Annotated in this window: 26 protein-coding genes and 1 other RNA gene; 12 read left to right on the top strand and 15 right to left on the bottom strand. The window is 70.4% G+C overall.

Annotation, left to right across the window (positions count from 1 at the left end; genetic code table 11):
• Window positions 1-2: 2 nt before the first annotated feature.
• Both D8896_RS18725 and rnpB read right to left on the bottom strand, forming a co-directional pair.
• Window positions 3-770, bottom strand: coding sequence for a YihY/virulence factor BrkB family protein (locus tag D8896_RS18725; protein ID WP_121823633.1), 768 nt, complete (start codon window positions 768-770; stop codon window positions 3-5).
• Window positions 771-867: 97 nt separating this feature from the next.
• Window positions 868-1188, bottom strand: an RNA gene (gene rnpB, locus D8896_RS18720) — RNase P RNA component.
• A gap of 309 nt (window positions 1189-1497) precedes the next feature.
• Here rnpB and D8896_RS18715 point away from each other — a divergent pair.
• Window positions 1498-2100: a TIGR00296 family protein gene (locus D8896_RS18715; RefSeq protein WP_121823632.1), complete on the top strand. Its 603-nt coding sequence runs from the start codon at window positions 1498-1500 to the stop codon at window positions 2098-2100.
• A 134-nt stretch (window positions 2101-2234) separates the two neighbouring features.
• Here the strand turns inward: D8896_RS18715 and D8896_RS18710 are convergent, their stop codons facing one another.
• The gene (locus tag D8896_RS18710) at window positions 2235-3059 is read right to left on the bottom strand and encodes an amidohydrolase family protein (protein ID WP_121823631.1); all 825 of its coding nucleotides are present in this window, start codon (window positions 3057-3059) and stop codon (window positions 2235-2237) included.
• A gap of 206 nt (window positions 3060-3265) precedes the next feature.
• Between D8896_RS18710 and thsA the strand changes: the two genes are divergently transcribed.
• Together thsA and D8896_RS18700 are read left to right on the top strand one after the other, a co-directional pair.
• Complete coding sequence (gene thsA / locus D8896_RS18705) at window positions 3266-4810, top strand: thermosome subunit alpha (protein ID WP_121823674.1); 1545 nt, start codon at window positions 3266-3268, stop codon at window positions 4808-4810.
• A 66-nt stretch (window positions 4811-4876) separates the two neighbouring features.
• Window positions 4877-6181, top strand: coding sequence for an APC family permease (locus D8896_RS18700; RefSeq protein WP_121823630.1), 1305 nt, complete (start codon window positions 4877-4879; stop codon window positions 6179-6181).
• A gap of 15 nt (window positions 6182-6196) precedes the next feature.
• Here the strand turns inward: D8896_RS18700 and D8896_RS18695 are convergent, their stop codons facing one another.
• The 5 genes from D8896_RS18695 to D8896_RS18675 all read right to left on the bottom strand — a co-directional run bounded on the left by D8896_RS18695 (window position 6197) and on the right by D8896_RS18675 (window position 13225).
• Window positions 6197-7696 carry a PKD domain-containing protein gene (locus D8896_RS18695; protein WP_121823629.1) on the bottom strand — a complete coding sequence of 500 codons (1500 nt, stop codon included), beginning with the start codon at window positions 7694-7696 and terminating at the stop codon, window positions 6197-6199.
• On the bottom strand, window positions 7693-8685 hold the full coding sequence (locus tag D8896_RS18690; RefSeq protein ID WP_121823628.1) for a CARDB domain-containing protein: 993 nt from the start codon (window positions 8683-8685) through the stop codon (window positions 7693-7695). The genes D8896_RS18695 and D8896_RS18690 overlap by 4 nt, the downstream gene beginning before the upstream one ends.
• 3 nt (window positions 8686-8688) lie before the next feature.
• Complete coding sequence (locus D8896_RS18685; RefSeq protein WP_121823627.1) at window positions 8689-11871, bottom strand: PKD domain-containing protein; 3183 nt, start codon at window positions 11869-11871, stop codon at window positions 8689-8691.
• Window positions 11872-11945: 74 nt separating this feature from the next.
• The gene (locus tag D8896_RS18680) at window positions 11946-12707 is read right to left on the bottom strand and encodes an SAM hydrolase/SAM-dependent halogenase family protein (protein WP_121823626.1); all 762 of its coding nucleotides are present in this window, start codon (window positions 12705-12707) and stop codon (window positions 11946-11948) included.
• Entirely contained in the window at window positions 12707-13225 is a 519-nt protein-coding gene (locus tag D8896_RS18675) for a nicotinamide-nucleotide adenylyltransferase (RefSeq protein ID WP_121823625.1), read from the bottom strand. The genes D8896_RS18680 and D8896_RS18675 overlap by 1 nt, the downstream gene beginning before the upstream one ends.
• 167 nt (window positions 13226-13392) lie before the next feature.
• Between D8896_RS18675 and lonB the strand changes: the two genes are divergently transcribed.
• From lonB to D8896_RS18660, 3 genes are read left to right on the top strand one after another with little or no spacing between them, the layout of a single operon-like run.
• Window positions 13393-15531 (top strand): ATP-dependent protease LonB, encoded by a 2139-nt coding sequence (gene lonB, locus D8896_RS18670; RefSeq protein ID WP_121823624.1) that lies wholly within the window; start codon window positions 13393-13395, stop codon window positions 15529-15531.
• 3 nt (window positions 15532-15534) lie between these two features.
• Window positions 15535-16464, top strand: coding sequence for a CPBP family intramembrane glutamic endopeptidase (locus tag D8896_RS18665; RefSeq protein ID WP_121823623.1), 930 nt, complete (start codon window positions 15535-15537; stop codon window positions 16462-16464).
• A gap of 48 nt (window positions 16465-16512) precedes the next feature.
• Window positions 16513-16869: a hypothetical protein gene (locus D8896_RS18660; RefSeq protein ID WP_121823622.1), complete on the top strand. Its 357-nt coding sequence runs from the start codon at window positions 16513-16515 to the stop codon at window positions 16867-16869.
• Between the two features lie 99 nt (window positions 16870-16968).
• On the opposite strand, the gene D8896_RS18655 is transcribed toward D8896_RS18660, so the two are convergent.
• The 4 genes from D8896_RS18655 to D8896_RS18640 all read right to left on the bottom strand — a co-directional run bounded on the left by D8896_RS18655 (window position 16969) and on the right by D8896_RS18640 (window position 18608).
• Window positions 16969-17427: an MGMT family protein gene (locus D8896_RS18655; RefSeq protein ID WP_121823621.1), complete on the bottom strand. Its 459-nt coding sequence runs from the start codon at window positions 17425-17427 to the stop codon at window positions 16969-16971.
• A 72-nt stretch (window positions 17428-17499) separates the two neighbouring features.
• Complete coding sequence (locus tag D8896_RS18650) at window positions 17500-17700, bottom strand: helix-turn-helix transcriptional regulator (protein WP_121823620.1); 201 nt, start codon at window positions 17698-17700, stop codon at window positions 17500-17502.
• Window positions 17697-18113 carry a DUF2178 domain-containing protein gene (locus D8896_RS18645; RefSeq protein WP_121823619.1) on the bottom strand — a complete coding sequence of 139 codons (417 nt, stop codon included), beginning with the start codon at window positions 18111-18113 and terminating at the stop codon, window positions 17697-17699. Before D8896_RS18645 ends, D8896_RS18650 begins: the two co-directional genes overlap by 4 nt.
• Window positions 18114-18233: 120 nt before the next feature.
• Window positions 18234-18608 carry a hypothetical protein gene (locus D8896_RS18640; protein WP_162991660.1) on the bottom strand — a complete coding sequence of 125 codons (375 nt, stop codon included), beginning with the start codon at window positions 18606-18608 and terminating at the stop codon, window positions 18234-18236.
• A gap of 109 nt (window positions 18609-18717) precedes the next feature.
• Here D8896_RS18640 and trpC point away from each other — a divergent pair, with 109 nt between their 5' ends.
• The 6 genes from trpC to D8896_RS18610 all read left to right on the top strand — a co-directional run bounded on the left by trpC (window position 18718) and on the right by D8896_RS18610 (window position 24512).
• The gene (trpC, locus tag D8896_RS18635; protein ID WP_121823617.1) at window positions 18718-19509 is read left to right on the top strand and encodes an indole-3-glycerol phosphate synthase; all 792 of its coding nucleotides are present in this window, start codon (window positions 18718-18720) and stop codon (window positions 19507-19509) included.
• 31 nt (window positions 19510-19540) lie between these two features.
• On the top strand, window positions 19541-20779 hold the full coding sequence (gene trpB / locus D8896_RS18630) for a tryptophan synthase subunit beta (protein WP_121823616.1): 1239 nt from the start codon (window positions 19541-19543) through the stop codon (window positions 20777-20779).
• Entirely contained in the window at window positions 20776-21612 is an 837-nt protein-coding gene (gene trpA, locus D8896_RS18625) for a tryptophan synthase subunit alpha (RefSeq protein WP_121823615.1), read from the top strand. The genes trpB and trpA overlap by 4 nt, the downstream gene beginning before the upstream one ends.
• Window positions 21613-21639: 27 nt before the next feature.
• Entirely contained in the window at window positions 21640-22434 is a 795-nt protein-coding gene (locus D8896_RS18620; RefSeq protein WP_121823614.1) for a 2-amino-3,7-dideoxy-D-threo-hept-6-ulosonate synthase, read from the top strand.
• Between the two features lie 46 nt (window positions 22435-22480).
• Window positions 22481-23257: an SDR family NAD(P)-dependent oxidoreductase gene (locus tag D8896_RS18615; protein WP_121823613.1), complete on the top strand. Its 777-nt coding sequence runs from the start codon at window positions 22481-22483 to the stop codon at window positions 23255-23257.
• Between the two features lie 79 nt (window positions 23258-23336).
• Window positions 23337-24512 (top strand): 3-dehydroquinate synthase II, encoded by a 1176-nt coding sequence (locus tag D8896_RS18610; protein WP_121823612.1) that lies wholly within the window; start codon window positions 23337-23339, stop codon window positions 24510-24512.
• Window positions 24513-24596: 84 nt separating this feature from the next.
• Here the strand turns inward: D8896_RS18610 and D8896_RS18605 are convergent, their stop codons facing one another.
• From D8896_RS18605 to D8896_RS19685, 3 genes are all read right to left on the bottom strand, one after another.
• Window positions 24597-25001 carry a zinc ribbon domain-containing protein gene (locus D8896_RS18605; protein ID WP_121823611.1) on the bottom strand — a complete coding sequence of 135 codons (405 nt, stop codon included), beginning with the start codon at window positions 24999-25001 and terminating at the stop codon, window positions 24597-24599.
• A gap of 29 nt (window positions 25002-25030) precedes the next feature.
• Complete coding sequence (locus D8896_RS18600; protein WP_121823610.1) at window positions 25031-25714, bottom strand: type I 3-dehydroquinate dehydratase; 684 nt, start codon at window positions 25712-25714, stop codon at window positions 25031-25033.
• Between the two features lie 237 nt (window positions 25715-25951).
• Window positions 25952-26128: a hypothetical protein gene (locus tag D8896_RS19685; RefSeq protein WP_162991659.1), complete on the bottom strand. Its 177-nt coding sequence runs from the start codon at window positions 26126-26128 to the stop codon at window positions 25952-25954.
• Window positions 26129-26281: the final 153 nt, after the last annotated feature.

Here is a 26281-nt window from a genome sequence, read left to right as displayed (position 1 = left end):
GGTCAGCGCTCGACGGACTCCAGCGCGACGTTGACGGCCGCCCCGAGGAGGATCACGATGCTGGCGAAGTACAGCCACGTGACGAACAGCAACACCCCGCCGATGTAGCCGTACGCCTCGTACGTCGCGGCGTAGCCGGCGTACACGCGGAAGCCGATCTGGAGGACGACCCACCCGCCAGCGGCGACCACCGTCCCGGGAAGGGCCTCCCGGAGCGACACGCGCCGCGGCGGCAGGAAGTAAAACAGCGGGAGGAACGCGACGGCGAGCACCGCGACCAGCGCGAGCGAACCGAACACGCTGACGAACGGGATCGCCGGGTCGACCGTCCGGTACGCGACGGCGACGGCGATCACCAGCACCGCGGCCGCGCCGACCGCCGCGACGACGACGAGCGCGTCCCGGACCTGCTCGCCCAGCCCGGGCTGTTGTTCGTCACCGTACACCTCGTCGAACGCGATGTCGAGCCCGCGGAACAGCTTCAGGCCGCTCCAGGTCAGCGCGACGAGGCTGACCACCGACGCGCCGACCCGGCCCTCGGCGTTCGTCAGCGCCTCCGTCACGACCTCCTGGCCGGAGCCGGAGAGGTACTGTCCGAGGAACGCGACGACCTGGTCGGCGAACGCCTGCCCGCCGACCGCCGAGGCGACGACCAGCGCGAGCAGCATGAGCGGGATCAGCGAGACGAACGCGTAGTAGGCGATGCTCGCCGCGAGAAAGGTGAGGTTCCGGTCCCGGACGAGCGTCACCACCGAACGTGCGGTTGACACGTCCGACGTACGACGCGAAGGGGGTCGTTCGTTCGGTCGGGACGAGGCCGGGTGCGGCGCTGGACGGACGGCCGTCTCGGCACGGAGAACGGCAGAGAGGAGTAAGCCCCCTTCTGTTCGGCCCGACATTCGGCTGAGCGTCCGCGCCACCCCGAAGGGTTCGCCGGGCTACCTGTCGCGCGGACTTGCACCGGCGAGGGTTCGCCGTTCCATCGGTCCTCCGCCCGCGTGGTCGCTTCCGCGGCCACCCTTCCCTCGGCGGGTTAGCTCCCCTCCCTCTCGGTCGGGTTCGCGCGCCTCATCGGTCGGACGGAGACGTGTCGTTTCTGTTCCAGAGCCAGCGGTCTCCCGCTCCGGGCTTGTGCCCGGTCGCCCGCCCGGCGGTGGGGGGACTTTCCTCGCGGGCGCGGAGCGTCCCGGGGGGACGGTCCCGCGTGGCACGCGCGAGCCGTCGCCGGCCCGCGCGCCGCGGCAGTCGGGCTCTCTCTACCGTCCGATCGTAGTCCGCTCCCGCGGTTAAGTGGTTCGGTCGGATCGCCCCACAGCGGCGCAGTAAGTCGTGCTTACCGACGGTAGGTTCCGGCTTCGGCCGGCGACTGGGTGGGTGCGAGATACGTACCAGCTGCGTACCGAATACCAACGTTTCGGAGCCGCTTTCCCGCGTACGAACACGGTTTCGACCGTTCGAAGGGAAGGGTTGAAGGCCGTCTGCCCCATTGGACTGTGTATGTCTCAGGTACAGAGCGTCGATCTCTCGTACGAAGACGGCGCGCGAGCGGTGGAACTGGCGCGGGAAGCCGTCGAGTCGTACGTTCGAAACGGACAGCGCGAGCAGCCGGGGAGCATGCGCGACGCGTTCTACGCGCGCACCGGCGCGTTCGTCCGTCTCGAATCGACGCGGGGACGGGGGAGTCTCCGGGGCTGCTCCGGCGGGTATCAGGGCGACGAACAGCTCGGACACGTCATCGTTGACTCCGCCATTCGCGCGGCCAGCGACGACTCCTGTGGCTCCGAGGTCACGCCCGCCGAACTGTCGAACCTCACCGTCTCCGTCTGTGCCGTCCGCAACGTCGTCCTCACGGATGACCCGGTGTCGGACATGGAGCTCGGCACACACGGCGTCGCCGTCGACGACGGCCGCGACAGCGGCTGGCTCTACCCCACGGTCCCCGTCGAGAACGACTGGTCCGAGGCCGAGTACCTCGCCCGGGTCTGCCGGAAGGCCGGCCTCTCCCCGGACGCCTGGCAAAACGACGACGTGATGGTGAACCTGTTCGAGGGACAGATCTTCCGCGAGCGCGAACCGGAAGGAAGCACCGAGGAACTGTAGCGACCGCTCTCCCGGACGTGTCGAATCGCCGTTAGCCGCCGCTCCCGTCGGGCGTGCCGTCGCGGCCGGCGGCGTCCGTGTCGCCGTTGCCGTCGCCGTCCCGTCACCGCCCCGGTGCGACGAACGCCGCGGTTCTATCGCTCGCTCTCGGGCGCGAGGGCGTCGACCACGCGGACCGCGTTCTTCGAGAACGCACGGCGCATCTTGTCCTCGGAGACGTCGAGCGTCAGTATCTCCATGACGCCGACGTTCGGGTGAGCCGAGGGCGCGCCGCTGCCGAACATGACGCGGTCGGGGTGTTCGAGCAGGGCACGCTCCAGCTGTTCGCGGTACCGGACGAAGCTCGTGTCGAGGTAGTAGCCGTCGTACTCGCCGAGCAGGTCTATCGCCTCGTCCATCAGCCCGCGGTCGAGCGGGTGGCCGCCGAAGTGCGCGAGGATGACCGGGAACGAGCGGTCGAGCAGTTCGTCCGCGACGACCTCGGGCGGGCAGGACTCGCCGCCGTGGACCAGCACCGGCAGCCCCACGTCGTCGAGTTCGTCCAGCACGTCCTCGTCGGGGAGGCCGTCGGTGCCGGGGTTTATTTTGAACCCGTAGAAGCGGTCGTCGTAGGCGTACTGCTCGACGTCTTCCGGGGAGGTGTGGCTGTCGTCGCGCGAGGCGGTGAGGTTGCGCAGCCGCGCACCGGCCGACTCGCCGGGCGTCCGCGGCCCGTTGATCCGGGCGAAGGCGACGAACGGTCGCTCGACGGAGAGCCGGGCGACGGCGTTGTTCGCCTGCAGGTAGCTCCGGTCGTCGGCGGAACTCGGGAACACGACCGAGCGGACGACGCCCGCCTGGTGCATCTCGCGCTCCAGCTTGTCCGGCGAGATGGCCCGGCCGCGGACCGCCGACATGTCGTCCGGATTCAGCCGCGCGTGCACGTCGACCACGCGGAACCGGTGTTCCAGCTCCAGCATTCAGTAGTGCTTTCCCCCCGTGGTATTTTTTCGCACCGGTTTTCGCGGTCGCGGACCGGCGGGACGGCGACCGGCCGCCACCCCGCTGGTTGCTTGCGGTTCCGCCCGACCGGACCAGCAAAATTTATATAGAACCGCAAACGATTCAGAGGTGAGGATTCACCATGGCAGAGTCGAACCCACAGCAGCGCATGGGCGGACAGCCGATGTTCGTTCTCTCGGAGGACAGCCAGCGAACCCAGGGCAAGGACGCCCAGCAGTCCAACATCGCGGCCGGCAAGGCGGTCAACGAGGCCGTCCGCACGACGCTCGGCCCGCGGGGGATGGACAAGATGCTCGTCTCCGACTCCGGGGACGTGGTCATCACCAACGACGGGGCGACGATCCTCCAGGAGATGGACATCGAGCATCCGGCGGCCGAGATGATCGTCGAGGTCGCGGAGACACAGGAGGAGGAAGTCGGTGACGGCACGACGACGGCGGCCGTCCTCGCGGGCCAGCTGCTCGCGAAGGCCGAGAGCCTGCTGGAGGACGACGTCCACCCGACGACGATCGTCCAGGGGTACCACGCCGCGGCCGAGGTCGCCGTCGACGCGGTCGAGGATCAGGCCATCGACGCCGACGTGGACGACGACCTGCTCGCGCAGGTCGCCGAGTCCAGCATGACCGGCAAGGGCACCGGCGGCGTCGCCGCCGAGACGCTCGCCGAGACGGTCGTCGACGCGGTCCGCCACGCCGAGACCGGCGACGGCGTCGACCGCGACGCCGTCACCGTCCACACCCGCGTCGGCGCGAGTTCGACGGCGACGGAACTCGTCGAGGGGATCGTCCTCGACGAGGACCCCGCGACCGACGGCATGCCCGCCGCGGTCGAGGACGCGACGATCGCCGTCCTCGACGTGGACCTCGAGGTCAACACGGGCGACGTGGACGCCGAGTACTCGGTCGACTCCGTCGACCAGCTGACGACTGCCATGGAGTCCGAGGAGCGCGAACTCCGCGAGTACGCCGAGACGCTCGACGACGCCGGCGTCGACGTCGCCTTTACCACGGGCGACCTCGACGACCGCGTCGCCTCCTACCTCTCGAAGCGCGGGGTCCTCGCCTTCTCCAGCGTCGACGACGACGACGCGAAGGGGATCGCCCGGGCGACCGGTGCCGCCCGCGTCGGCGCGCTCGACGACCTCGCGGACGAGGACTTCGGCCACGCCGAGCGCGTCCGCACCGAGACGTTCGGCGACGACGAACTCGCGTTCGTCGAGGGCGGCGCGGCCGCCGAGTCCGTCACGCTCTTTGTCCGCGGCGGCACCGACCACGTCGCCGACGAACTGGAGCGCGCGGTCAACGACGCGCTCGACGTGGTCATCGCCGCCGCCGAGACCGGCGGCGTCGTCCCCGGTGCCGGCGCGAGCGAGATCGCGGCCGCCGACGCCGTGCGCGACGCCGCGACCGGGACCGAGGGGCGCGAGCAGCTCGCCGTCGAGGCGTTCGCCGACGCGATCGACGTGCTGCCGCGCACGCTCGCCGAGAACGCGGGCATGGACCCCATCGACGCGCTCGTCGACCTCCGGTCCGCCTTCGACGCGGAGGGCCGTGCGGGCCTCATCACCGACGGCGAGGCGGGCGAGGTCGGCGACCCCGTCGAACACGGGATCGTCGACCCCGTCGCCGTCAAGCGCGAGGCCGTCGAGTCCGCGACCGAGGCGGCGACGATGATCGCCCGGATCGACGACGTGATCTCCGCGGAGTAGCGCGGTAGCGTACACCTCGGACCGCTGCGAACAATTTTTACCAGCCTCGCCTGCCAACCCCGCCCCATGAGCGGTCGATTCGGTCTCACGGAGGCCGTGGCGATCGCACTTGGCGGGATGATCGGCGGCGGGATCTACGCGGTCCTCGGCGTCGTCGTCAAGGTGTCGGGGGCGCTCGCGTGGCTCGCCTTCGCCATCGCCGGCGGGGTGGCGCTGTGTGCGGGCTACTCCTACGTCGTCCTCAACCGCGCATGCGATGACCGGGGCGGTTCGCCGACGTTCATCGAGTCGTTCGCGGGTAGTTCGACGCTGGCCGGGATGGCCGGCTGGACCCTGCTCGTCGGCTACGTCGGCTCGATGGCGATGTACGCCTTCGCGTTCGGGAGCTACTTCGTCGACATCGCCGGCCTCGGCTCCGTCGCCGGGGTGCCGGCGCGCCCGGCCGTGTCGGCGCTGGTCGTCGCCGCGTTCGTCGGTCTCAACCTCGTCGGCGTGAAGGAGACGGGGCTGGTCGAGGTCGTGCTGGTCGCGGCGAAGATCGCCGTCCTCGCGGGGTTCGTCGCACTGGGGCTCGCCGAAGCCGTCGGGGGCGACGGCGTGGCGACCGGCGTCGGCTCGGTCGGTGCGGGACCGGTCGTGGCCGCGGCGGTGTCGTTCGTCGCGTTCCAGGGCTGGCAGCTACTGCTGTACGACCAGGACGCGATCGCGGACCCCGTCGAGACGATCCGCCGGGCGATCTACGTCTCGATCCCCGTCGCCGTTCTCGTCTACGTCGGCGTCGCCGTCGTCACCACGAGCCTCGTCGAAACCTCGCTGGTCGTCCGGCACCCCGAGACGGCGCTCGCCGCGGCGGCCGAGCGGTTCGGCGGGGGGACCGGCCGCCTCGTCATCTCGCTGTCGGCGCTGTTCTCCACCGCGAGCGCGATCAACGCGACGCTGTTCAGCGGCGTCCAGTTCGCCGACGGCCTCGTCGCGGACGGCCTCATGCCCGACCGGTTCGAGGGCGACGGGGCGGGCGCGGTGCCGCCGCGGATCGTCCTCGGCCTCGGCGCGCTCACGCTCGCCTTCACCGTCTACGGGAGCCTTCAGGGGATCACCTCCTTCGCGTCGCTCGCCTTCATCGTCGTGTTCGGCGCCATGAGCTATCTCGCGCTCGGGGAAGCCGAGGGGTGGTCGCGGGCCGTCCCCGCCGTCGGCCTCGCCGGGACCGCGCTCTTCCTCCCGCTGTTGCTGTGGCACCTCTACGCCGACCAGCGCGGCGTGTTCGTGACGGTGCTGGCCGCCGCCGCGCTGGTGCTTGCCGTCGAACTGGCGTACTTCGAGCGGGGGTCGGTCGCCGAGGGCATCCGACGGGTCGAGAAGCGGATCTGACCGGGCTCGACCCCCTCACTCCTGCAGGTCGGAGCCGCAGTCCGGACAGAACTCCAGCGTCGGCAGGTCGTACTCCGCGATCGCCGCCCCGCAGTGCGGACAGTACGCCGGTGACTCGATGGTGCCTTCGGGCTCGGTACCCCCGGCTGGGTCGCCGTCGGTGCCGTCCCCGGCCGCTGGGTCGCCACCGGCGTCGTCGGTTGGCGGATCCGGGTCGCTGTTCGGCCGGCCGGGATCGTCGCGCGCCCGGTCGTGCTCGGGGTTCCGTCGCGGCTCCGTGCCGGAGCCCTCGCCGCCGGGCTGCCGGGGCGGCTCGCGCTCGGCTGGTTCGCCCGGCCGGCCCGCCTCGTCCCGAACCGCCCGGTCAGGCGCATCGCGAGCCGGTCGGTTCGGTTCACCGTGCGCCGGTCGGTCCGGCTCGTTGCGGGCCGCCCGTCCGGCTCCACCCGAGACTGGCGCACCGCCCTCTGCGGGACCGGCACCGGGCGGCCCGTCGTTTGCCGCCCCCTGCTCGTGCCCGGTGCGTTCCCGCGGCGGAGGCTGGTCGGACGGCGGCGCGCCGTCGCTCGACGGCTGCGGCTCCCCGAACTCCGAGGGGCCGTCCGCACCGCCGGGACCGGTGTCGTCGGCGGGGGCCGCGTCGTCCCCGTCATCGCCGCCACGGACGAGATACCACCCGACGAACAGCACCACAAGCGCGACGGCGACGGCTCCCAGCAGGATGGGCGCGTTCTCCAGGTCGAACGGCGACCCGTCGCTGGCGACGGCCGCCGCCGATGCGTTCTCCGTGTCGTCGGAGCCGTCGCCGTCGTTGCCGCCGTCCTGCGCCTCGCGTACCTGCACGTCGCGCACTACCATTGCGACCGCCCCATCGTCGTCGGTGACCTGCAGTTCCACGGCCCGTTCGCCGGGTTCGTCGAAGCTGTGCTCGACCGTCGGACCGGTCGCCTCGTACTCGCCGTCGCCGTCCAGGTCCCACTCGTACGACGCGACCGTGCCGTCGGGGTCCGACGAGCCGCTGCCGTCGAACGTGACCGGCTCCCCGACGGTGGCCTCGCTCGGCGCGTCGACCGACGCCTCGGGGGGCTGGTTCGGGGGAACCACGTCGACGGTCACGGCCTGCTGGACCTCGCTGTCGCCGCTGGCGGCCCGGGCCGTGAACTCGTAGGTCTCGGCCGGGGCGTCGCCGTCGACTGCGACGACGTACGTCGCGGTCACCGTCTCCCCGGCCGGCACGGGGTCGGTCCAGAAGACGGCGTTGCGGTTCGCCGCGACCGAGCCGTTCGGCGACCGGATCTCGGCGACGGTCAGCGCCTCGGGGACGTCCTCGACCTGCACGCCCATCGCGTCGGACGGCTGGTCGCCGTCGTTTGTCACCGACAGCGTCACCGCGACGGTGCTGCCGGGCGTCGTCTCGCCGGGGTGGCTCGCCGAGAGGGAGATCGGCACGGTCGCCGCCGCGACCGGGACGGCCAGCAGCGACGCCACGACGGCGAGGACGACGACCCGTCTCATGTCTCACGCTCGTTGTACGCGGCGATGACGCCGACCACGTCGCCGAAGTCGAGGGTCATCCCGTCCGTCTCGGGGACCGGTTCGTCCTGATTGTAGAGGCTGATCGCGGTGATCACGTCGTCGAACGTCACCTCGCCGTCCGTGCCGGCGAGAGCCTCGACGGGCGTGGCAGGGGGATCAGCCTCCGACCGCACGATGACGGTCGTCTCGCCGCTGGAGACGCCGGCGTTCTCCGAATCGACCCGGAACCCGAGCGTGAACTCGCCCGAGCGGGTTCCGACGACCGTGAACTCCACCTCCCGGCGCTGGCCCGGTTCGACCGCGATCGGTCCCCGTTCGCCCGGGCTGGCGGCCAGCCCGTCGCCGGGCTCCACGCGCACCGTCACGTCCGTGGCGCGCCGGTCGCCGAGGTTCTCGACGGTCGCGGTGACGGCGAACTCCTCGTCGACCTGCCGGCGGGCGGTCGCGTTGCCGATGGCGACGACCTCGACGCTGGCGGGGAGCGTCGTCGAGTCGAGCGTCTCCTCGACGCGCTCGACCGACGACTGGAGCTCCCGTTCCTTGCTGCCGAGCGTGTCGGCGGCCTCGGTGACCTCGCTGGTGTCGTCCCAGCCGTCCTCCAGATACGTCGTCGCGACCCCGAGAAACCCCGCCCTGTCGAGGCTCGTCTCGGTCGCGTTCTCGATGTGTGTCTGCAGTTCCGTCAGCGTCTCCCGGTCCGGGTCGTTCTCCTCGCGGGTGAGCGCCGCCTGTTCGACGGATGCCTGCTCGGCCGGCCGGCGCTCCTCGATCCGGTCGTCGATCTTCGTCAGGACCGTCTCCGCCCGCGCGTCGTCGCCGGCGTCCACCGCGGCCCGGAACTCGTCGAGCAGTTCGGGCAGCGGCGGGCTGCTGGTCGCTATCGCGCGCTGGGCGTCCAGCGCCGTCTCGATGTCCCCGGTCCGGACTGCCTCCGCGAGTCGGTCGTGGTGGTGTGGAATGTCGGTCATTGGTTACACCGGTGCCCAGCCGTCGACGCGATGTTCTCCCGCCAGCACGCTGTCGATGACTTCCGCGTGTATCTTGCGAGCCATGAGGATCGCCGTCCCGGTCGCCCCGATGGCGAAGCTCTCCACGAGCAGGCTGAAGATGCTGGACAGCAGCGAGGCCAGCGCCTGCAGCGCCTGCAGGCCGTAGTCGGCCCACGAGTCCGCTTCGCCGATGTCCGCGACGGAGTCGACGACGTTGAAGTCCCCGAGGTCGTTTTTCAGCGTGTCCAGATCCGACGCGATGTTCTCGAAGTTCGTTCTGACGGTGGTCACGCCGTCCTCCCGGGCCTGGGCGACCGTCTCCGTGCTTCCCGGGAGCCCGCCGGCGACGCTATCGGGCTGGAGGTCGCTGTGCAGTCGTATCTGTTCCCGCCAGATGCTGTTGCCGAACGCGAGCTCCCCGAGCGACTCCGGCGACGTGGTCATCGACAGCGGGGCGACCCGGCTGAACTCGACGGTCGCACGGACGATCCCCTCGACGACGTCCGCGAGGGTCTCGATGGCCTCGGCGATGAGTTCGGCGGTCGCCGCCGCGCCCGCGGCGATGTCGTCCCAGAGGCCCCGGGCCTTCGATTTCGCCTCCGTGCGCGCCTCGGTCCGCCCGTCGTCGGCCGGGAGCATGTTGGTAAAGAGGTAGTCGATCCCGTCTGCGATCGTCTCCCCGGCCGTGTACAGCAGCGTGCTCGCAACGAGGCCTGACGCCAGCGACGCGAGCTTCTCGCCGATAGCGACCTTGAACAGCAGGAGCTTGATCCCGACGCTGCACACCGACTCCGCGATCCGCCGGGCGAACCGCAGCCCGGTCGTGTCGTTGCCCGGGCCGATGGTCTCGACGATCCCGTGGGTCGCCCGCTCGCCGATCAGCAGCCGGCGGGCGGCCTCGTTGGCCGTACCCGGGTCGATCTCCCCGGTGCCCGCCGCCGTCTCCAGTTCGCCGAACGTGTACTCCGCCAGTTCCCTGTCGCCCGGTACGTCCGCAAGCGGTTCCAGCGTCGCGAGGACCGAGTCGTCGTCGATCGAGTCCGCGAGGTCGAACTTCCGCGAGCGCCGGCTCCGGAACGTCTGCGCGACGGCGACGTTCTGCCGCGAGGTCCCCTGCAGCCCGTCGCCGTCGGTGACCCGAAGGGACACCTGCGTCGCATCGGTGCTCTCGAACCGGTGGGTCACCTCCACGCCGCGTTTCTCGTACTCGCCGTCGCCGTCGACGTCCCACTCGTAGGCCCTGACGGTGCCGTCGGGGTCGGACGAGCCGGAGGCGTCGAGCGTGACTGCCTCGCCGAGCATCGGCTCGGGGTTCGAGATGGTAAAGGACGGCTCGGGCCCCTCCAGTTCGACGACGGGGACGGTGTCGGTCACCTCGTCGGTCGCGCCGGCGTCGTCCGTGACGCGTAGCGTGACCGGGTGGTCGCCCGCCGACTCGAACGCGTAGTCGACGGTCCGGCCGGACCGCTCGTAGCTGCCGTCGCCGTCCACGTCCCATTCGTACGAGACGACCGAGCCGTCGGGGTCGGACGAACCGGAGGCGTCGAGCGTGACCGTCTCGCCCACTGCGGGGTCGCCGGGTGTGTACTCGAACGCGGCGGACGGCGGCGTGTTCGAGGTCTCGACGCCGATGGTCCGCCGGGCGGTGTCGGTCGCTCCGTCGTCGTCACGGACTTCGAGCGTGACCGTGTACGTCCCGGACTCGTCGTAGGCCACCCCGACCGCCTGCCCCTGCGTCTCGACCGAGCCGTCGCCGTCCACGTCCCACTCGTAGCTGGCGATGCTGCCGTCGGGGTCGCTGGCGGCGCTGGCGTCGAGCGTCACCTGCTCGCCGACCGCCGGGGCGTCCGGCGAGACGGTGAAGTCGGCGGTGGGGCTTGCGTTGCCCTCGCCGACCGACACCGTCCGCTGGACCGTGTCGTGGCTCCCGGCGTCGTCCTCGACGGCGAGCGTCACCGTGTATTCCCCGGCCGAGTCGTACGTCTCGGAGACGACCTCCCCCTGCACGTCCGCGGTGCCGTCCGCGTTCAGGTCCCAGTTGTACGACTGGATCGTCCCGTCGGGGTCCGCGGACGGGCCGGCGTCGAACGTGACCTCGTCGCCGACCGCCGGGTCCGAGGGGGAGTAGGTGAATGCGGCGTCGGGCGCGCTGTTGCTGCCGCTGACGGGGACCGTTTTGGTCACCGTGTCCCGGTTGCCGGCGTCGTCGGTCACGCGGAGCGTCACGTCGTAGTCGACGTCGTCGGTGAACCGGTGGTCGACAGTCTGTCCGGTGACGTTGAACGTGCCGTCGCCGGTGAAGTCCCACTCGTAGCGCTCGATGCTGCCGTCGGGGTCCTCGGAGCCGCTGGCGTCGAACTGCACCGTCTCGTTCGTCTCCGGGTCCGAGGGGGAGAACGTAAAGGACGCCGTCGGCCCGCCGCCGTCACCGGTCGTCAGCGTCACGTCGTCGAAATAGATCGTGAACTCGCCGCTCGACAGCGTCAGCCACGAGATGTCGTTCTCGAACTCGCTGACCGGGCGGACGGCCGACCCCCGTTCCGCCCCGTCGACGGCGAAGCTGACCCGGACGCCCCGCTCGGTCCGCTCGTAGGTGAACTCCAGGGTCTGCCACGCGCCGGTCTCGTACGGGCCGAGGTCGGTGCCGCCGGGGCCGACGAGGCGGTCGTCGGTGCCGAACTGGACCAGCCGCCACCCGTCGCCGGCGTTCCACGACTCCGCGCTCGTCCCGAGCCCGATATCCCCGCGGTTGTCGTGGCAGCCCACCTCGCCGTTCGTCGTCGGATACACCGACAGCCGGAGGGTCGCCGACCCCGACTCCGGCAGGTCGATCGGCGCGTTGGCGATGGCCTCCCAGCAGCCGCCCGAACTGCCGGTCAGCCGCAGCGCCCGGTCGCCGCTGGCCGCTGGCGAGTCGACGACCCCCTGGTCGCTGTTGCCGTTTTTCTTCCAGCCGTTCGGGTAGCCGCCGACCGAGTAGTCCTCGAACCCTTCCGAGAGGACCGCGTCGCGCCGGGCGGCGGCTGCCCCCGTCGTGCCCGCGACTCCGACCCCGACGCCCAGCGCCCCGGCGGCCGACTTGAGCACCGTCCGCCGCGCGACCGGCAGGTCGCCCCCGTCGTCCGCACCCGCCGAGTCATCCCCCGTTGACCGATCGGATCCCATAGATGAGTCATCCTACATATCCGCCGGTAAAAATATTGGCGGCCGCGTCGGACTCCCTCGTCGAACAGCGGCGTCTACCGGAACGTTAGCCGTACCTCGTCGCCCGGGTCCACGCCGAACGCCTCGTCGCCGCGCCCCCGGTTCACGTCGAGTTCGACGTTGCCGTGGCTGCCGACGGTGACGAGCCACTGGCCCTCGGGCACCGCGGCGAACGTCTCGCCGACGGGGACCGACTGGCCGTTCACGGTCACCGCGTCCAGCCCCGACACCACGTCCCCGGGGACGTTCGTGATCGCGTTGCCGAAGCCGTCGACGACCAGCACTTCGCCGACGACGGCGTCGTCCCGGACGGTCGGCTCGGGGAAGGAGAGCGCCTCGAAATCGTCGACGGGGGTCAGCAGGTCCAGCGAATCCAGCCCGACGACGCCGGCCTCGTGGACTGCGGCGGCCGCCGGCGCGAACACGTCGCGGCCGTGAAACGTTGTGCTTTCGGCGTCCGCGTCGTCGATCCGGAACCACTCCACGCCGTCGGGCTTCTCGGCCAACTCCCGAGCCGCCGGGACGAGGGCGCCGTTGTCCGGCCCGACGAGCGCGTGGTCGCCGGCGCGGGCGACGACGGCGGCGCGGTCGGTGCCGACGCCCGGGTCTATCACGGCGAGGTGAACCGCCGGCGGGAACCACGGGAGCACCTCGCGGAGCCAGAACGCCGCGGCGCGCACGTCCTGCCGCGGAAAGTCGTGGGCCACGTCGACCAGCCGCGCGTCCGACTCCTGCAGGATCACGCCTTTCATCGCGGCGGGGTACGGCGAGCCGAAGTCGGAGGCGAGCGTGATCATCAGTCGCCGTTGCTGTCGGTCTCGCTGACGCGCTGGATGCGTTCGATGCCGCCGATCTCCTCGATGACCTCGACGACCGGGTCCGGCACCAGCGGCTGCCAGTTCGTCCCCTTGATCATGCGCTCGCGGACCTCCGTCCCCTCCAGCACGTCGCGGTTGAACATCGGGGACTGGCGCACCTCCACGCCGGCCTCCTCGAACAGCTGGATCACGAGCGGGTTGTTCGAGTAGGCGACGTCGAAGTCGGGGCTCATGCTCTGGACGTGGCTCACCCACACCGAGTTGCGGTCCAGGTCCTCGATTGGCACGGCGTAGGTCACGAGGTCGACGTCGACCAGCGACTTCGTCACCATCATGATCCGCTCGCCCGCGGTGAACGGGTCGTGCTTGCTGTGGGAGTCCCCGGCGCTCCCGATGCCGAGGACGAGTTCGTCCACGTCCTCCGCGATCGCCTGCACCATGCTCCGGTGACCGTTGTGGAAGGGCTGGAACCTGCCGATGTAGAAGCCCCGTTGCATCGTTCGTACGTGCGACCTGTCTGTTTATAAGGGTGGCGAGTCACCCCCTTCGGAGAGATCGGACGATACAGTTGCGCTGCTGGTGTTTTCGGGCGTATGGGAGATCGGAAAAGGAGGGAGAAAGTATATCAGTTCCCCAGCCTTCGGATCAGCCAGCAACGCATTCTATGAGCAACGATACGGACACGGACGACGTTTCCCCGGAGCCGGAGGAACACGACCCCGGCGAGGGGGTCGACGCCCCCACCGACCAGGAGGGCGTCGATCCCGACCCGGACGAACCCCTGGAGTCGGGTGACTCCCCGGGGCGAAGCGAGCGCCCGTCTACGGAGGCGACGGACGCCGACGCGGGCGACGACGACCCGCTGGAGGACCTCGGTAGCCAGGTCGACAGGGACCTCATCGACGACGACGAGGAGGACAACCTGCTGGGCGGACTCCAGATCGACTCGACCGAGGACATCGATGTCCCGGACAAGCTCGTCGACCAGGTGATCGGGCAGGACGACGCCCGCGACATCGTCAAGAAGGCCGCCAAGCAGCGCCGCCACGTGATGATGATCGGCACCCCGGGGACGGGGAAGTCGATGCTGGCGAAGGCGATGAGCGAACTCCTCCCGAAGGAGGACCTGCAGGACGTACTCGTCTACCACAACCCCGACGACGGCAACGAGCCGAAGGTCCGGACGGTGCCGGCCGGCAAGGGCGAGCAGATCGTGGAGGCCCACAAGGACGAGGCCCGGAAGAAAAACCGGATGCGCTCGTTCCTGATGTGGATCATCATCGCCATCGTGCTGGGCTACACGCTGCTGTCGCCCGCGAGCATCCTGCTCGGCATCCTCGCGGCCGGCGTGGTCTACCTCGCCTTCCGCTACTCCAACCGCGGTAGCGACGCGATGATCCCGAACCTCATCGTCAACGCCGCCGACGAGAGCACCGCGCCGTTCGAGGACGCGACGGGCGCTCACGCCGGCGCGCTGCTGGGCGACGTCCGCCACGACCCGTTCCAGTCCGGCGGCATGGAGACGCCCAGCCACGACCGCGTCGAGCCCGGGGCGATCCACAAGGCGAACAAGGGTGTCCTGTTCGTCGACGAGATCAACACGCTCGACATCCGCTCCCAGCAGAAGCTGATGACCGCGATCCAGGAGGGCGAGTTCTCGATCACGGGCCAGTCCGAGCGCTCCTCGGGCGCGATGGTCCAGACCGAGCCGGTCCCCTGTGACTTCATCATGATCGCGGCGGGGAACCTCGACGCGATGGAGAACATGCACCCCGCGCTCCGTTCCCGCATCAAGGGGTACGGGTACGAGGTGTACATGGACGACACCATCGACGACACCCCCGAGATGCGCCGCAAGTACGCGCGCTTCATCGCGCAGGAGGTCGAGAAGGACGGCCGCCTGCCCCACTACACGCCCGAGGCTATCGAGGAGGTCATCCTCGAAGCCAAGCGCCGCGCGGGCCGCAAGGGCCACCTGACGCTGAAGCTGCGCGACCTCGGCGGGCTGGTCCGCGTCGCGGGCGACATCGCCCGCGCCGAGGACGCCGAGTACACCACCCGCGACCACGTGCTGCAGGCGAAACGCCGGAGCCGCTCCATCGAGCAGCAGCTCGCGGACGACTACATCGAGCGCCGCAAGGACTACGAGCTCACCGTCTCCGAGGGCGACGTGGTCGGCCGCGTCAACGGCCTCGCGGTCATGGGCGAGGACAGCGGCATCGTCCTCCCCGTGATGGCCGAGGTGACCCCCTCGCAGGGGCCCGGTCAGGTGATCGCCACCGGGAAGCTCCAGGAGATGGCCGAGGAGGCCGTCCAGAACGTCTCGGCGATCATCAAGAAGTTCTCCGACGAGGACATCTCGGAGAAGGACGTCCACATCCAGTTCGTGCAGGCGGGCCAGCAGGGCGTCGACGGCGACTCCGCCTCCATCACGGTGGCGACCGCCGTCGTCTCCGCGCTGGAGGACGCGCCGGTCCGGCAGGACCTGGCGATGACCGGCTCCCTCTCCGTCCGGGGCGACGTGCTCCCGGTCGGCGGCGTCACCCACAAGATCGAGGCCGCGGCGAAGTCGGGCCTCGACACCGTGATCATCCCGGCCGCCAACGAGCAGGACGTGATGATCGAGGAGGAGTACGAGGAACAGGTCGAGATCGTCCCCGTCTCCCACATCAGCGAGGTGCTGGAGGTCGCGCTGGCCGGCGAGACCGAGAACGACGGGCTCGTCGACCGCATCAAGAGCATCACCGGGTCGGCCCTCGAACGGCAGGTCGGCCGCGGCAGCTCCAGCCCCAGCCCGCAGTAACGCGTGCCCGACTGGGCGACGTTCACCGGCGTCTCCTTCGTCGTCCTCTCTTTACTGCTGTTGCTCTCGCGTGCGACACAGACCGCCATGAGCGGCGGGACCGCCGTCGAGACAGGACCGGACGAGACCGGCGGAACGCGGCCCGCAGCCGATTCGCCGGCGGTCGACGCTGACACCCCGCCCGAACCGACGCCGGCCGAACCGCGGGCAGTCGACGCCGGGACCGACTCCGCCGCGCCGGGGGGTGACGGCACCGCGTCGGCGGACACGAGCACCCCGTTCCCGCCCGGCACGCCGTCCCACGAGACGCTCCGGCCCGACGACGACCCGTCGCTGACGACGGGCGCGCTGCTGGCCAACGTCGCGCTCTCGCAGGGGCTGTTCGGCGCGGTGCTCGTCGGCGCGGCGCTGTACACCGAGGTCCCGGCGGCCGCGCTCGGGATCGAGCCGACGGCCGCGAGCACCGGGTGGCCGGCGCTCGCCGTCGGCGTCGGTCTGGGCCTCCTGCTGTACGCCGGCAACGAGGTCGCCGCGGCCGGGTTCCGGCGAGCCGGCGTCGAACCGGACGAGGAACTGCGCGAACTGCTCGCGCCCGACAGCCTGACCGGGTGGGTGGTCCTGCTCGGCACGGTCCTGCCGGTCATCGCGCTGTTCGAGGAACTGCTGTTTCGCGCGGCGCTGGTCGGCGTGGTGTCGACCGGCTTCGCCGTCTCGCCGTGGGCGATGGCGGTCGTCTCGACGGTCGCGTTCGCGCTCGGCCACGGGATGCAGGGGCCGGGCGGCGTCGCCGTCACCGGCGCGCTCGGGTTCGTGCTGGCCGCCGCCTTCGTCGTCACCGGGAGCCTCTTCGTCGTCGTGGTCGCCCACTACCTCGTGAACGCGCTGGAGTTCGTGGTCCACGAGGGAATCGGGGTGGAGTGGGCCGGGGAGTGACCCCCCGGCATGGAAAAACACTTGTCGCCGCTGTGAGTCGTCACGGGCATGGTCTCCATCGGCGACGATGTCGACGTGCGCGCGCTGACCGTCGTCGTCGCCATCGTCTACCTGCTGGCGGCGGGGTACGCTTTTACCACGAACGACCCGACCGCGACGCTGTTCGCCGACGTGACGTTCTCGCTCGTGATGGTCGCGTTCGGCGTTCTGCTCCGCGTCCGTAACCCCGACGTGCGTGGGATGCGGGTGTCGGGCGGGCTCTTCGCCGCCGCCGGGCTCGCGCAGGCGTACCTGCTCCTGGTCGACGCCCCGCCGTTCGGCGAGGGCGCGGTGAGCCTGCTCCTGCTCGCCGCGTTCTCGCTGTACGCCTTCGAACTGTTCATCCGGCCGCGGATCGGAGCGTAGCGGACGACCGTCGCCCCGGTCACAGTGTTTGCTCTCACTGGGTACCGGTGGTCCCCGGTACCGGTGCGGGTGGTCCCCGGTACGTGGCGAGAGCGAACACTACAGCCCTTCCAGCGACCGCAACCGCTGTTCGACCGCGGGCGGCGCGGCGCTCGGCCCGTCGTTCACCCTGTGGTCGGGGATGAAAAGCGGCGCGGGGTTGTCCGACAGCGCCGTCCGGACGAGCCGCAGGTCCTCCTCGTCGTCGGCGTCGATCCCGGGGGTCATCCGCGCCAGCGCCGCGACGGTCACGCTCTCGCCGTACGGCAGGTCCCGGACGGTTTCGAGCACCTTCCGTCGGTCCGTCGGAACGGTCAGCGCCACCTGCACGTCCGCGAAGTCGTCCTCAGTCCCCTCCAGATAGGCGAACACCCGGTCCAGCAGGTCGTGGTCGGGGTCGGCGTTGTCCTCGGGCGTCTCGGGAAACGAGACACTCACGACGCGGCCGCTTGCGATCCCCAGCTGCACGTGGCTGTCGAGGTACGGCGACTCCCGCGCGTAGATGCCGGCGTCGTCCATGCCTCGGCGGAGGGGCGTGTCGGACTTGAACGTTCGCACGGACGCGGCGGCGGTCGTCCGTTCCGATGGGAGTCAGTCCTCCGACTCCGGGAAGAACAGGTCCTCGACCCGACAGCCGAAGTGGTCGGCGAGCTTGAACGCCAGTTCGAGCGAGGGGTCGTACCGCTCGCGCTCGATGGCGTTGATGGTCTGGCGGGTCACGTCGACGGCCGCCGCGAGGTCGGCCTGGCTCATGTCCGCGCGGTCGCGGCGCTCCCTGAGGTCGTTTTTCATGGTCGACGGCTGACCCAGCCGTAGGCGAGCGCGAACACCACGAACAGCAGGACGTAGCCGTACAGCGCGCCCCAGACGACCGTCGGAACGGTGTAGAGTTCGAGGGCGGTGACGGTGCGGGCCGCGGACGCGCCGACGACCAGCACCACGCCGATAACGCCGATGGCGGTCTGGCTCGCCTTCCGTTCGAGCGTTTCGTCGCGCTCGTCGAACAGCGTCACCGGGGAGAGCCACGCCGCGGCGAGGAAGCCGACGATGCCGAGCCAGTACACGGCCTCGCCGATCAGCGGGTAGTCGAGGAAGCGAAGCGTCAGCGAGAGGACGACCGCGACGGCGATGCTACCGAACATCAGCCGCCGGTAGCGCCGGCGGCTGGCGACCCGGTCCGTGGCGGAGAGTGCTGTCTGTGTCATGGGTGTGGTGCAAACCCGATGGTGTAAAGCGGGCTTTACAGTAAAGTGTACTTTACACTGCTACTTAGTTCTGGCGGTGGGGTCGGTCGACCCCGGACGGCAACTGTCGGTTCGTGCGTCTCACCAGCGACGCCGGCATCGCTGTCCCATCGCGACCGCATCACCGGGACCGACTTCGGCACGGATTAGCGGGTCCCGACAGACCCGCATCTCGACGGTCCGGTCGAGGGAGAACTCCCCGACGGAGACGGCGACTTCGTGGCCGGGGCTTGCCACGTCGGGCCGTTCGACGGCGTCGTTCGCGGGGAGCTCGAACGCGTCGCGGTACACGCGTTCGCCGGCCGCCGTCCGGACCGTCAGCGTCACGTCCGCCCGCTCCTCGCCGGCGTTCGCTATCCGAACCGACGCGTCGTTCCCCGTCATCCATCCGACTCCGCCCGCAACGGCCGCGCCCGCGAGGCCGACCCCGGACGCGAGGAGGGTTCGTCGCTTCACGGTCCCGGTTCGACCGTCGGGCCAAAGATTCTTTCCCGACTGTCTGACTGCTGCTACCTGACGCCGCCGGCCCGCAAGCCTTATGTACAGATCCGTCCGTTAATGTACGATGATGAACGCCGACGAGGTCGCGCCGGCGGTGCGGTCGATACTCGACGCCGCCCGAAAGCGCGGCGACGAGGACAACGGACGGGTGAGCGTCGACGCTCGCTCGCTGCCGGACGCGCTGTCGGCCGCCGAGGCCGACGGGCGCGTGCCGGTCATCGCCGAGGTGAAGCCGACGAGTCCGACGACCGACGGGACCGCCCACGAGGACCCCGTGGCACTGGCGACGGCGATGGTCGAGGGCGGCGCGGCGGCGCTGTCCGTGCTGACCGAACCGGACCACTTCGGCGGGTCGCCGGCCTCCCTCCGTGACGTGCGCGAGGCCGTCGACGTGCCGGTCCTGCGGAAGGACTTCGTCCTGCGCGAGGCGCAACTCGACGCGGTGGCGGCCGACGCCGTCCTGCTGATCGCGCGGTTCGTCGGCGACGACTTACCCGACCTGATCGCGGCGGCGCGCGACCGGGGCTTTCAGGTCCTCGTCGAGGTCCACACGCCCGAGGAACTGGCGCGGGCGGTCGACGCCGGTGCCGACATCGTCGGCGTGAACAACCGTGACCTGGCCGCGCTGGAGGTCGATCTCGGGACGTTCGAGCGGGTCGCGGCCGACGCGCCGCGGGACGTGACACTCATTGCCGAGAGCGGCATAGGGACGCGGGAGGACGCGACGCGGATGCGGGCGGCGGGCGCGGACGGCCTGCTGATCGGGTCGGCGGTGATGGACGGCGTGCGGGACGCGGACGACGAGCGAGCGCCGGACGCGGTCGTCCGGACGAACACGGAGCGACTGACACGATGACAGGACCACGGACACGCGGCACACCCACACGATGAGCACGAGCAAGTTCGGAGAGTACGGCGGACAGTACGTGCCGGAGGCGCTGATGCCGGCCGTCGAGGAACTGGCGGACGCCTACGAGCGGTACGTCAGAGGCAACGAGGACGGCTTCATGGACGAGTTCCGGCGGCGACTTCGGGACTTCGGCGGGCGGCCGACGCCGCTCCAGCACGCGGAACAGCTGTCGGCGCGGTACGACAGCGAGGTGTACCTCAAACGCGAGGACCTGCTCCACGGCGGCGCGCACAAGCTGAACAACGCGCTGGGGCAGGTGCTGCTGGCGAAGTACATGGGGAAAGAGCGGATCGTCGCCGAGACCGGGGCGGGCCAGCACGGCACCGCGACGGCGATGGCCGCCGCCCACCTCGGGATGCCCTGCGAGGTGTACATGGGCGAGCGCGACATCAACCGCCAGCGCCCCAACGTGTTCCGGATGCGACTCAACGGGACCGAAGTCAATCCGGTCACGGTCGGGCGCGGCACGCTGAAGGAGGCGATCAACGAGACGATGCGCGACTGGGCGACGAACGTCGAGGACACCCACTACGTCATCGGCTCGGTCGTCGGCCCGCACCCGTTCCCGCGGATGGTCCGGGACTTCCAGTCGGTCATCAGCGAGGAGGCCCGCGAGCAGGTCAAAGAGCAGGCTGGCGGGCTGCCCGACAGCGTCGTCGCCTGTGCCGGCGGCGGCTCGAACACGATGGGTGCGTTCCACGAGTTCGTCGACGACGCCGACGTCGACCTCTACGCCGTCGAGGCCGGCGGTAGCTCCCTCGACGTGGACGAGGAAGCGGGCGTCGCGCCCAACTCCGCGTCGCTGTCGACCGGCGACGAGGGCGTGCTCCACGGCGCGCGGACGAAGCTCCTGCAGGACACGGACGGGCAGGTGATGGAGTCCCACAGCGTCTCCTCCGGGCTGGACTACGCCGGCGTCGGGCCGGAGCTGGCCCACCTCGTCGACGAGGAACGGGTGACGCCCGTCAACGTCGGCGACGACGCCGCACTGGAGGCGTTCCACCGGCTCTCGCAGGAGGAGGGGATCATCCCCGCGCTGGAGACGGCCCACGCGTTCGCGTTCGCGCACGAGCACCCCGAGCAACTCGGCGACGTGACCGTGATCAACGTCTCCGGTCGCGGCGACAAGGACCTGGAGAGCGTCATCGAGGAGAGCGCGGAGCGCGACCTGGCGGCCGCGCCCGACATGGACGCGTTCGCGGGGGATGGACTGTGAGCCGCATCGACGAGGCGTTCGCGGACGGCCCCGCGTTCATCCCCTACCTCGCGGTCGGTGACCCCGACTACGAGTCCTCGAAGGCGTACGTCGAGGCGCTGGCCCGCGGCGGCGCGGACGTGATCGAACTCGGCCTGCCGTTCTCCGAACCCGTCGCGGAGGGGCCGACGATCCAGGGCGCGGTGACCCGCGCGCTGGACGCCGGAATGACGCCGGACCGCTACTTCGAGTTCGTGGAGGAACTCGACGTGGACGTTCCGCTGGTCTGCATGACGTACTACAACCTGATCTATCAGTATGGGTCCGAAGAAGGCCCTCGCCCCTTCGTCGAGCGTGCCGCCGAGGCCGGAATCGAGGGGTTCGTCGTCCCGGACCTCCCGGCCGAGGAGGCCGACCCGCTCCGCGAGGCCTGCGACGACCACGGCCTCGACCTGGTGTTCATCGTCGCCCCGACGACCGAGGGCGAGCGCCTGGAGCGGATCATGGCGCAGGTGTCGGGCTACGTGTACGTGCAGGCCCGCCTGGGCGTCACCGGCGCGCGCGACGACGTGAGCGGGCAGACCGACGAGGCCCTCGCCCGCCTCGAAGCGTGGGACGTGCCGAAGGCGGTCGGCTTCGGGATCAAGACCGGCGAGCACGCCGAGCGCATCGTCGCTGGCGGCGCGGACGGGATCATCGTCGGGTCGGCGCTGGTCGACATCGTCGCCGCGGGCCACGAGACCGACCGCCCCGTCGACGAGGTGGCTACCGACCTCGAAGCGAAAGCGCGAGAACTCGCCGAGGGCGCGGCGGCCGGCTACGAGCAACGCGTGCCCGAACCAGAACACACATAACGCGGACTTGCCACAGATTCACATACCATGACCACCGGTATCGAGGCGCGACTCGAACGGATCGGGACAGAGGGGCGACACGTCATCGTCCCGATGGACCACGGGATCACGATGGGGGCCGTCAAAGGCCTCGCGGACATCGAATCGACGATCGACGCGGTGACCCGCGGCGGCGCGGACGCCGTCCTCACGCAGAAGGGGATCGCCCCGCGCGTCCACGACAACAAGAACGGACAGGGGTACATCGTCCACCTCAACGGCTCGACCACGATCGGTCCCGACGAGGCGGACAAGCGCCTCACGGGCACCGTCGAGGAGGCCGTCCGGGCCGGCGCCGACGCCGTCTCCTTCCACATCAACGTCGGCAGCGACCACGAGCCGGACCAGCTCAGCCAGCTCGCCGAGCTGACCGCCGAGGCCGACCGGCTCGGCATGCCTGTTCTCGCGATGGCGTACGCTCGCGGGCCGGGCGTCGACTCGACGGACCCCGAGTCGCTCGGGCACGCGGTCCGCCTCGCCGAGGAACTGGGCGCGGACATCGTGAAGACGGGGTACAGCGGCGACGCCGCGAGCTTCGAGCGCGTCGTCGAGTCGACGCGCCTGCCGGTCGTCATCGCCGGCGGGAGCAAGGGGACCGACCGCGAGACGCTGTCGATGGTCCGCGGCGTGATGGACGCCGGCGGCGCGGGCGTCTCGATGGGGCGCTCGATCTTCCAGCACGACGACCCCGGCGCGATCGCGGCGGCGGTCGCCGCCGTCGTCCACGACGACGCGAGCGCGGAGGACGCGCTCCACGAGTCCGGGCTGGCCGTCGAGGCGTAGCCCCGAGCCGCTACTGTTTTCTCGTCGTTTGCCGTACGCCGCGGGTATGGGAGACGCGAACTTCGACTTCGAGGGCGAGACGGCGATCGTCACCGGCGGCAGTTCGGGCATCGGGCGCGCGATAGCGAGGGCGTTCGGCGACGCGGGGGCGACGGTGATCGTCGCCGACCTCCGCGAGGAGCCGAAGGACGTGGACGCCGACCTGCCGACCCACGAGGCGATCGAGGACGCCGGCGGCCGCGCCGAGTTCGTCGAGACCGACGTGTCCGACCCCGACCAGGTGCGCTCGGTCGTCGAGGCCGCCCGCGACTTCGGCGGCGTCGACGTCATGGTGAACAACGCGGGCATCTTCGGCGGCGGGTCGATCCTCGAAACCGACCCCGACACGCTCGACGGCCTGCTCGGCGTGAACGTCCGCGGCGTGTTCGTCGGCTGTCAGGCCGCCGCCCAGGACATGATCGAGCGCGAGGAGCCGGGTGCGATCGTCAACACCGCGTCGATCAGCTCCAACCTCGCCCAGCACGGGCAGGTGGCCTACGACACCTCGAAGGGCGCGGTCCGGATGATCACCCGCGGCGCGGCGCTGGAACTGGCCGAACACGGCATCCGCGTCAACGGCGTCGCACCCGGCCAGATCGCCACCGAGATATCCGAGGGGTGGACCGAGGAGGCCGAGGAGGGCGAGTTCTTGAAGCCCGTCCCGCAGGGTCGCGCGGGCCGGCCCGAGGACGTCGCGGGCGCGACGCTGTTCCTCGCCAGCGACGCCGCGAGCTACACGACGGGCGAACTGGTCCACGTCGACGGCGGCTGGCAGATCTGCTGAAGCGGCAGCGTGTCGACCACGGCCGGCCAACGGTGTCGGTTCCGCCACGTTCATGGCTACACCGTGCGAGCGGTAGGACATGACACGATCGGTGTGGCTCAAGGCCGACGGCAGCGTCGGCGACTGGGAGGCGCGACGGCGGCGGATCACGGCCGGGCTGGAGTCCGGCGTGGACTGGGTACTCGTCGACGACCACGACGTGGAGCGCGTCCGCGAACTGGGCGACGTGAACGTGGCCGCCTTCGTCACCGGCGGCGACGTGGACGTGATCGACGACCCCGAGAGCGAGGGCGGCGCGAGGGCCGACGCCTACGTCGTCGGCAAGGACGGCGAGGGGGACGGCACGGTCGACCTGCCCAATGACTTCTCGGGGTCGGCGGACCTGTCGACGCTCCGGCGCGACGACGAGCGGGCCGACGGCGCGTACGTCCGTATCTTCGACGAGGACTACGAATCGTTCGCGGAGGCGGCGGCGACCGAGGCCGACTACACCATCGTCGTCGGCGAGGACTGGACGATCATCCCGCTGGAGAACCTCATCGCCCGGATCGGCTCGGAGACGGAACTGATCGCCGGCGTCACGAGCGCCGAGGAGGCCGAGACGGCCTACGAGACGCTGGAACTCGGGGCCGACGCCGTCCTGCTGGACAGCGACGACCCCGACGAGATCCGGGAGACGGTCGCGGTCCGCGACGAGGCCGAGCGCGAGACGCTCGACCTGGAGTCGGCGACGGTCCGCACCGTCGAGCGCGCCGGGAGCGCCGACCGCGTCTGCGTCGACACGGGGAGCCTGATGGACCACGACGAGGGAATGCTCGTCGGCTCGATGTCCCGCGGCCTCGTCTTCGTCCACGCCGAGACCGCCGAGTCGCCGTACGTCGCCTCGCGCCCGTTCCGGGTCAACGCCGGCGCGGTCCACGCGTACGTCCGGACGCCCGACGGCGGCACGAAGTACCTCTCGGAACTGCGCAGTGGCGACGAGGTGCAGGTCGTCGACACCGACGGCAACACCCGCGAGGCGGTCGTCGGGCGGGCGAAGATCGAGCAGCGGCCGATGTTCCGCGTCGAGCTGGAGGCCGACAACGGCGACCGCTTCGAGACGCTGATCCAGAACGCCGAGACGGTGAAAGTCGCCACGGAGGACGGCCGCACCGCCGTCACCGACCTCGAGGAGGGCGACCGGGTGCGGGTGTACTACGAGGACACCGCCCGGCACTTCGGCGAGGCCGTCGAGGAGAGCATCATCGAGAAATAGCTCATAGTGTTTCTTCTCGCCAATTACCGGTGGTCGCCAGTACCGGTGGGGGCGACTACTGGTAACCAGTGAGAAGAAACACTATCACGTCGCCGACTCCTCGGCCTCGTCGCCCGGCTCGCCGATCCGGCTGGTACACCAGTGACAGAAGTCCAGGTCCTCGTCTATCTCGTTCCCGCAGTTGGGGCAGTGGACCGCGTCGGGGTCGTAGTTCGCCTGCTGGACCGAGATGACGAACGCGTCGATGGCGGCGAAGACGCTCATCGAGAGCAGGACGAACGTCTCGGTTTGCGACATGGCCTGCACGGTCGCCGTGGCCCGCTCCAGCAGCGTGCCGGACGTGGCCGGTTCGGGCAGCAACAGCGCCGACGCGGAGACGGAGAGCGCGGCCCACAGCAGCGCTCGCACCCACTGCCGCAGATAGGCGTGGCCGAGTCCGGGAAACAGCAGCGAGAGGCCGACCGCCAGCGCCGACCGTAAGCGGGACATACTGACCCGACGTTGTCAGTCGCCGGCCGTTAAGCTTCGGGTTTCGAACGCAACTGTTCGATCAGTTCCCGGAGCGTCGCGAGGTCGTACTGGCCCGGCGCGGTCGCCTCGTCGGGGTCGACCGGCGCGTAGCCGATCCGGGAGCCGTACACCGGCGCGACGGCCCGCGAGTGACGGCCCGGTTCGCCCATCGCCATCGTCGCGACGGTCTCGCCGCGCGCGCTGAACTCGCGGGTGAGCATCAGCAGGGTGAGCACGTCCGCCGGGTCGGTCGCGGTCACCGCCAGTTTCCCCACGTCGGCGTTGTCGACGGCGTCGTCGAGCATCTCCCGCATCTCGTCCGCCGCGGGCGTCCCGTCGAAGTCGTGCAGCGAGGCGATGGCCGCCGCGTCGTGCTCCCGAGCGTGGTCGACGACGCCGCTCCCCCCGCCGTGTCTGATGGCGTTCAGTTCCACGTCGACGGCCTCGACGGCGTCGTACTCGGCGGCCGCCGCGAGGTCGTCCAGCCGTCCCGCGTCGCCCGCCTCGCCGCCCTCCCACTCGGCGCGGTTGGTGGCGATCAGCGGCAGGACGCCGTCGTAGGCCGCTAGCTGGGCCAGCGGCTCGTCGGCCAGGTCCATCCGGAACTCGACGGCGTCGGCGTGCTCCCGGGCGGCGGGTTCGTCGTCCAGGTCGGCGGTCGCCGCCGCCAGGACGAACGAGTCGAAGCGCATACGTCGGAATGGCACGGCCGGGGCAAAAAAGGGCGGTTCGCGCGGCCGGTCGGCGACGGCGTACCACCAGCTGATCTAGCCACCGGTGGGCCGGGCGGGGACCGCTCCGCCCCGCGGAGCGTGTCCCGCTTCGGGGGAGGGCAGGCTGTCGGCTGGCCTGCTTTCAGCCGTCGGGAGGCTGTCGCCGAACAGTACGACGACCCAGTCACCGATGGGGTGTTGCGGGTTACGGGTGGCTCATTCGGTGACGACGTTCTCGACGATGGCGGAACCCGCGATATAAAACGGGAACAGGAACAGTATCAGCATCACGGGGATCACGATGAACTCGGGTGTCTGTCCGTCCCCCGTCTCGTACACCAGGGCAGCCAGGAGGAACACGATCAGGGCGAGGAACAGTTCCGTCCGATCCATACTATGCGACAAACCGCGACGTCGTATTACAGCGGTAGCGAGGCGAAAGCCCACGGTTTTAGCCGTGGGATGAAGCCGACAACTGGGGAGCAAACCACGGGTATCGGTCCGCCCGATATTCCCACATTTTAACACTCTCCAGATATCCGTTAC

This window comes from Halostella salina, assembly GCF_003675855.1.
GTDB lineage: Archaea > Halobacteriota > Halobacteria > Halobacteriales > Natronoarchaeaceae > Halostella > Halostella salina.
This window is presented reverse-complemented; position numbering and strand designations above follow the sequence as displayed.